Annotated in this window: 6 protein-coding genes; 4 read left to right on the top strand and 2 right to left on the bottom strand. The window is 69.5% G+C overall.

Annotated features, from left to right (window positions below; genetic code table 11):
- The first annotated feature begins 53 nt into the window (after nt 1-53).
- Nucleotides 54-1,199, top strand: a complete 1,146-nt coding sequence (locus G6R24_RS16340; RefSeq protein WP_163550102.1) for an NsdA family TPR-like regulatory protein — start codon at nt 54-56, stop codon at nt 1,197-1,199.
- Here G6R24_RS16340 and G6R24_RS16345 read toward each other — a convergent pair.
- Together G6R24_RS16345 and G6R24_RS24205 are read right to left on the bottom strand one after the other, a co-directional pair.
- On the bottom strand, nt 1,165-1,740 hold the full coding sequence (locus G6R24_RS16345) for an NUDIX hydrolase (protein ID WP_225438617.1): 576 nt from the start codon (nt 1,738-1,740) through the stop codon (nt 1,165-1,167). The two genes, G6R24_RS16340 and G6R24_RS16345, sit on opposite strands and share 35 nt — an antisense overlap.
- Nucleotides 1,741-2,080: 340 nt before the next feature.
- Nucleotides 2,081-2,596 (bottom strand): GntR family transcriptional regulator, encoded by a 516-nt coding sequence (locus tag G6R24_RS24205; RefSeq protein WP_163550104.1) that lies wholly within the window; start codon nt 2,594-2,596, stop codon nt 2,081-2,083.
- A gap of 981 nt (nt 2,597-3,577) precedes the next feature.
- Here G6R24_RS24205 and G6R24_RS16355 point away from each other — a divergent pair.
- The 3 genes from G6R24_RS16355 to G6R24_RS16365 form a co-directional block, all read left to right on the top strand.
- Nucleotides 3,578-5,608, top strand: coding sequence for a class I SAM-dependent methyltransferase (locus G6R24_RS16355; RefSeq protein ID WP_338084447.1), 2,031 nt, complete (start codon nt 3,578-3,580; stop codon nt 5,606-5,608).
- 198 nt (nt 5,609-5,806) lie between these two features.
- On the top strand, nt 5,807-6,535 hold the full coding sequence (locus G6R24_RS16360; protein ID WP_163550107.1) for a L,D-transpeptidase: 729 nt from the start codon (nt 5,807-5,809) through the stop codon (nt 6,533-6,535).
- A gap of 90 nt (nt 6,536-6,625) precedes the next feature.
- Nucleotides 6,626-7,123: DUF3291 domain-containing protein (locus G6R24_RS16365; RefSeq protein ID WP_163550106.1), on the top strand; the 498-nt coding region annotated here is incomplete at its 3' end.

Below are 7,123 nucleotides of genomic sequence, written 5' to 3' on the forward strand. Positions count from 1 at the left end.
CCGCCGATGTAGCTTGTCGTAGGGATTCCGCGACGGAACGCAAGAGGTGCCGGATGACGTCGATGCGCGCAACGGACATCGGAACTCTGTGCGACGGGCGTGGATGGTCCCGGGCCCGACTGGTTCACGAGCTCAACCGGGCGGCCTCAGCGCGCGGGCAGCGTCTACCCGGCGACAAGAGCCTTCAGCGCATGATCCGCCAGTGGAACGCCGGAGACCGCCTGCCGTCCACCTTCTACGCCGAGCTACTTTCGGCAGTGTTCGGACTTCCCATCTCGCCAGATCGCGACGACGGCGAGAAGGAGACAACCAGCGACACTACGTCGGCACTGGCGGAGCGCCTACGGTCCTCGGCTACCGTCGATATCGAGCTGATCAACCTTCTCGAAGATCAGACCGAGTCATACCGGAACCTTGATCGTCGACTTGGCGCGAAACGAATTTTCAGCCAGGCGGAAAGTCACACCAAGAACATTCAAGAGCTGTTCAGCCACTCGATCCCAGGGGAGCAGCGCACCGCGCTGGGGGCCGCTGCCGCCGAGGCGGCAGCACTTGCCGGATGGCAGGCGTTGGATCTAGGAGACCTCGACAGCGCGTGGCGACTCCACGAAGCAGCCAAAACGGCCGCCAGGGAAAGCGGTAATCAATCGATCCTTGCGCACGTTACGGCACAGCAAGGCTATATTCTACTGGACGCCAATCGTAACGACGACGCGATCACGTTAATGCAATCCGCGAAGTCCACAGCGCAGGGGAAGGTATCCCCGCTGATCTGGTCCTGGCTATGTGCGGCCGAAGCCGAGTCTCTTGCAGCATCCGGACAGGATGCCGCGACACGGAAGAGTCTAGATATGGCAGCAGCCAGCCTGAACAATGATGATGGCGAAAAGCTGCCATTCGTATTCCTCGATGAAGTCCATCTATCGAGGTGGCGAGGACACTGCTTGGCTCGCCTCGGCGCGGTTGAGGCGGTCGAGGACCTGGCCAACGCCCTTGACCACCTTGACCCGACGTTCACCCGCGCCGCAGCAGGGCTGCACTGCGATCTTGCGCTAGCTCTATCCGTACAGGGCCAGTACGCCGAAGCTCAGGACGAAGCCCGAACGGCCGCGACGCTTGCGCAGCAAACTGCGTCGACACGCCAGCGGCGGCGGATCACGCGCCTCACTTCCGCAGCTCCCGAACCGACGGCCCACTGAGTGCGAGGACGTGCAGCAAAGCCACCAGCGAACCTGAGTTGCGAACCTGACCAGCGTTGATGAGGTTCGGGATATCCGCTAGAGGAACCCACTCCATCCGCTGCATCTCAGTCTTTTCGCTCGGTTCCCCAACTTTCTCGGCGCCAATTCCGAGAAATACGTGATGCGGACATTCCAACATTCCGATCATCGGCTCAAAAGTGACCAGATGGTCGAGCCTTCTCGGCCGATAACCGGTTTCCTCTTCAATTTCACGTGCCGCCGTTTCCGACGGCTGCTCACCTTCATCGATAAGGCCGCCCGGCATCTCCCAGTTCCAGAGGTCAGGCACAAATCGGTGTCGCCACATGAGCAATACATGCGTAAGCGAGTCGTTCAACAGCACAGTCATTGCCGCCGCCGGCATCCACACAATGTGATGTTCGAATCGCTGACCGTCTGGCAACTCCACATCCGCCAACCCGAGGCGAATCCACTCACTTTCATAAAGGGAACGCCTAGCGTGCACGATCCACTCAGATTCAGCCATCCCCTCGGTCACAACGAAAGACGCTAGATCGTCGGATGCCACGGGCGATGTGCCGTCCGTGGCTGGCCGCCCACCCACCCCAGGACGCGGACGGGCGTCGTGCCACTCAGTGATCGTCTTAGGCCGCCACATGTGGGTGCGGCCTACCGTCTGGTCGGGCGGCGGCATCTGGCCGCGCGTCCGGTATGCGCTCACCGTCTGAACGCGAAGTCCAAGGAACTCCGCGACGTCGGACGTGGTCCACCACTCGGCCGATCGGTCCGGGCGCGCAGTCACATCAACTTCCTCTCTGGGAGCGAAGGGCCAGGCGGTAGCGGCCTGGCAAGTCAGGACGGGATCGGCTTCCCGGGCCTTAGAGGTCGTCCGGTCGCTCAGCTCCCGCATGGGAGACCTCAACTCCGGCGCTGCCCGCCGGCTCCGGGATCGGCTCTCCGCTCGACCGGTCTTCCGCGACGAAGTACCCGAGTCCCTGGCGGGCCGTGATGAGTCCGTCCGCTTCCAGCCGGGTCAGGATCGACCGGACTGTGGTGCGGCCCACCCCGTGCTCCGCGGCAAGCTGTCGCTCCGACCGAAGCTTCTCCCCCTCGGGATGCCTACCCGCCCGGATCGCCTCCCGTAGGGAGCTCTCAAGGACCTGGACGCGTGCCGTCGGAACGGCGCGCCCGTCCGTGTGTGGCCGGGGCCGGGAAGCGTGCCATGCGACGATGCGTGCCGGCCGCCATACGGGCGTCCGACCGATGGTCTGGTCCGGCTCGGGTAGGTGACTGCGCCGCCGGTAGGAGGTCACTGTGCCCACCTGGACATCGAGGTACGCGGCGACGTCGGATGTGGTCCACCACTCGGCCGAGGGGTCGGGGCTCGACGTCACGTCTGCTTCCTCTCTGGTGATCAGCGGGGGGCGGCCAGGAGGTGTACCGGGCCTCGGTACGGATTGAACCGATGGACGGTACAGATCTGACAGTGTGCCAGCTCAGATCTGACGGTGAACCGGCGTCATCGGTGCTGTCGTCCGGGCCATCTGCGGGCCAGAACCTGAGGGGAGGCGGGGGCAGTCAGGGCCACTTCGTGCCGGGCCTGGTGCAGGCTCACGGCACCGTCACAGCGCCCGATCAGCCTTCCAAGCTGGCCATGCCGGTTCGATCCCGGTCACCCGCTCCACCGCCGCCGTCGCGGCACGGCCGTCGCACCTCGGCGTTTCGCCACCCCACCGGTCACCACTTGTCGTATCGCGCGGCCTGGTCCGCCTCGATTCGCCTCGTCCGGCCGGGCCGTCCCTCCCCCGCCTGCGATGTCCGACGTCCGATGCCCGACGGGCGTGTCGCGGGCGAGAGACGCGGCAGCCTCGCACTTCGCGGACCACACAAGGACATCGCAGGCCCGGGGGCATGACGCCGTGCGGCGACCACCGGAGACACGCTCACGCGGCGGGACCTCCACATCGGACGCACCGCACGCCACGTCGTTACAGACAGAAACAATTCAGTGCCCTAGGGTGCCCCCTGGGCGGAGCCGTGACGATCCAGCCAGGCCCCGGACCGGGACGCGCGGCCCGCGGACAGGGAAGGACGGCGATGGCAGCGAACGATCACGACGCCGGCCGGCCAAAGCGGGGCACGGCGGCGGCGCGGCGCGGCTGACCCCGCCGCCGGGATGACTGTTCGGCATATCCACCGCCCGCGCGTGTCGCATCCCGCGACGTCATGGCCACGCTGCGCCGCGCTACGCGGCCTCAACATCAGTGTCCTGCCTCACATCAGCCCGACAGCCTCAGCGTCGCCGCACACCACATCCCGGCGACCGTCGCCAGGAAAGGGTCCACATGCCATCACAACGTCGGGGCTGGCTCCCGGTGGCCATCGGGATCGGGATCGGGGTGAACACCGCCCGACTCCATGCCCGGGTCCAGGCGCTCGACACCATCGAGACCCTCGAGACCGCCGCGTCCGACCAGGTCGACGGGATCGACGCGGACCCGTCACCCTACCTGCTGCTGACCGGCGCCGACGTGCGGCTCACCGACGCGCAGCGCCTGGCCGCGCAGGCGTACGCCACACGTCGTGGCCTGGACGTCCTCGACCTCGTGCCCGCCACGCTGTCGCCCCACCAGCTGCTGGACCTCGCGCGGATGGTCGATCCGGCGAGCTTCCCGTCCCGGCGCATCGCCCGGGGACGCAGCGCCGGGGCCGCCGTGCTGGTCCGCCGGGACGTCCTGGTCCGCTCCGGCCTTCTCGCCGCCACTGACCCGACCCACACCACCGGGACGACCCAGGCCGTCGGGACCGTCCAGGCCGTCGGGACCGCGGACATCGGTGGACTGACGGCGGCGGAACTGGTGGCGTTGCTGCAGCTCGGCAAGCGGCATGCGCCGATCACCACCGACCTCGCCGTCCTGCCGGGACTCAGCGTCGCCGACGACCGCGGCGCGCACCGGTGGACGGTCCAGCGGACCGCCTACGCCTGGGAGCCCGCGCAGCTGGTGCTGCCGGCGCTGCGGGACGCGGCGATCCTGCTGACGGCCGGCGGGTGTCCCCCGGCGGCGCTCGCCGCGCTCACCGCCTCCTGGCTGCAACCCGCCCTGGTCGGCGGCCGGCGGGTACGGGTCACCGGGGCGGATCTCGTCCGCAGTCCCCTACGGCGCCGCCGGGACGGCGTGGGCCAGCTCCGGGCGGCGGCCACCCGCGTCTGGCCCGGACGCGCCGGCGAGACGCCCGCCCGGCCGCCCGCGTCCCCCACGTCCGCCGCGTCCGCGCGGGCCGGGCAGACGGGGCAGGCAGGGCCGGCCGGGCCAGGCGAGCAGGGCCGTGGGCTGCGGCGGGAACTGCTCGAGGTGTCGGTGCGACCGGATCCCGCCCAGGTCGCACGTAGTCGGGTCGTCTACCAGGCGGATCTCGCCGCTGGTCTCGATCGTTTCCTCGAACCCGCGCAGGCGCACTGCCCCTGGTGCGGCGCCGACGATCTCGTCGCGCACCTGCGGGGCCGCGACGTCACCCAGGGCAAGCCCGGGACGTTCCGCTACGACCGGTGCACCGCGTGCGGACACATCTTCCAGAATCCGCGGCTGTCCCTGGACGGGCTGGACTTCTACTACCGCGACTTCTACGACGGCCTCGGCGCGTCGGCCCTGGAGGAGCTGTTCGGGTTCGACGACCGGGTGTACCTGGAGCGGGCCCGCCAGGCCATCCCGACGCCCCGACGCTGGTTGGACGTCGGTGGCGGCCACGGGCACTTCTGCAACTCGGCCCGGTCCATCTGGCCGTCCACCCAGTTCGACCTGCTCGACATGGGCGGCGGCGTCGAGCAGGCGCGGCGACGGGGCTGGGCCGACGAGGTCTACCGCGGCCAGTTCCCCGAGCTCGCCGACGGACTCAAGGGTCAGTACGACATCCTGAGCATGTTCCACTACCTGGAGCACACCCGTGAGCCGCAGGCCGAGCTGGACGCGGCGGCGCGGGTCCTGTCGCCCGGCGCCCATCTGCTGGTCGAGGTGCCCAATCCGCACAGCCCCGCGGCCCGCTGGTACGGCTCGATGTGGCCCGGCTGGCTGATCCCCCAGCACCAGCACCTGATACCCGCGGCGAACCTCGTCGCGGCGCTGGAGGAGCGTGGCTTCGAGACCTCGGGGCCGATCTTCGGTGAGGTGCACCAGCCGGGTGATCCGCTGTCGGTACCGTTCGGATTCCTGCAGACGCGGGCACCCTCGCCGTCGAACCCGTGGGGCAGCGCCGAGGTGTCGACCGCGCCGCGGCTGCGTCGGGCGGCACTCGCGACGGCGCTCGCGCCCGCCTTCGCCGCGGGTCTCGTGCTCGACGGTGTCACCCGTCCGTACCTGACCGGTGGGTCCAGGTCCAACGCCTACCGCGTGCTGGCTCGCCGCCGCTAGAGCACCCATCGACCCCTGACCGCGCCGGCCATAGACGCCTTCTAGTTACGCAGAGTAATCTCAGCGTAACTAGAAGGGGCTCGTGGGATGGGAATGCCTGCTCGGAGACCGGTCGCGACCGGTCGCGTGGAAGCGCGGGACGCACGGACGGGGAGAGTCGGGCTGGCAGGGCGGGCTCTGGTGGGGGCGGTGGCGGTGATGGGGGTGGTGACGGGGTGCTCGGGGTCGAGCGTCGAGCATCGGTCTACCGCGACACCGAGCCCGCGGGCCGGGACGTCCCAGCCGCCGGCCCGACCCGGCGCCTCGGCGGCTGGCAGCGACACCGCGGCGCGTCTGGTCGCGCATGCCACCGGTCCGAGCATCACCTGGTACACGGCGCCCGAGCGGGATGCCGTCGGCGGGCAGCTCACGAATCCGAACCAGGAGGGCGCCCCGCTGGTGTTCGCCGTCCGGCAGCGGCGCGACGACGGATGGCTGCGGGTGATGCTGCCGGTGCGGCCGAACGGGTCCCAGGGATGGGTGCGGATCGGTGACGTGCGGGTGACGACGACGCCCTACGCGCTGGTGGTCGATCGCACGGCGCACCGGCTGACCGTCACCCGCGAGGGCCAGGTGGTCGTCCGGCTGCCGGTCGGCATCGGCACCGGGAGCACGCCGACCCCGTCCGGCGCGTTCTACCTGACCGAACTGCTGCGACCGGGGGACCCGAACGGGCCATGGGGTCCCTACGCCTTCGGGCTCTCCGGCTTCTCGGACGTGATCACCACCTTCAACGGCGGCGGCGGCATCATCGGACTGCACGGCACGAACCACCCCGAGCTGGTCGGCACCGATGTGAGCATGGGATGTATCCGACTGCGCAACAGCGACATCGAGGCACTGGCCCGCCTGATCCCGGTCGGCACGCCGATCTCCATTCACGGCTGACGGCGCGATCGTCTGCCGGCGAGGCGGCGATCGGTGGTTGACGGGGCGGCGTTACTGGCGCACGCGGGGCGACGTCCCTAGGCTTTTGTCATGACGGGATTTCATCTCGCCCAGGTGAACATCGCCCGCGTGCGCGAACCGCTCGCGCCGCTGTCCGCCGGTGCGCTGGCGGCTGGTCTGTCGGCACCGGCCGAGCCCGTCACCGGTCAGCCCGGCTACCTCTGGTCGCTGGGAGCGGGGACGGAAACGGGAGCGGCGCAGGCCGCCCCGCACACGTTTCGACTGGATTCCGCGGAGCAGCTCGCGGCCATCGTCAACCTCGCGGTGTGGGAGTCGGTCGACGCGCTGTGCGCCGCCGTCCTGCGCAACGGCGAGGGCGCCTTTCTGCGGCGGCGCCGCGACTGGTTCCATCCGACCCACCGGTCGACCAACGCCCTGTGGTGGGTGCCCGCCGGGCACCGGCCGGACCCGGCGGAGGCCGAGGACCGGGTGCGCCATCTGCGCGCGCACGGCCCGACCCCGACCGCCTTCACCCTGCGGCTGACCTTCCCGCCGCCGACGGCGAGCCAGACCGGGTCCCCGGCGACT

The organism is Candidatus Frankia nodulisporulans, assembly GCF_902806475.1.
GTDB lineage: Bacteria > Actinomycetota > Actinomycetes > Frankiales > Frankiaceae > Frankia > Frankia umida.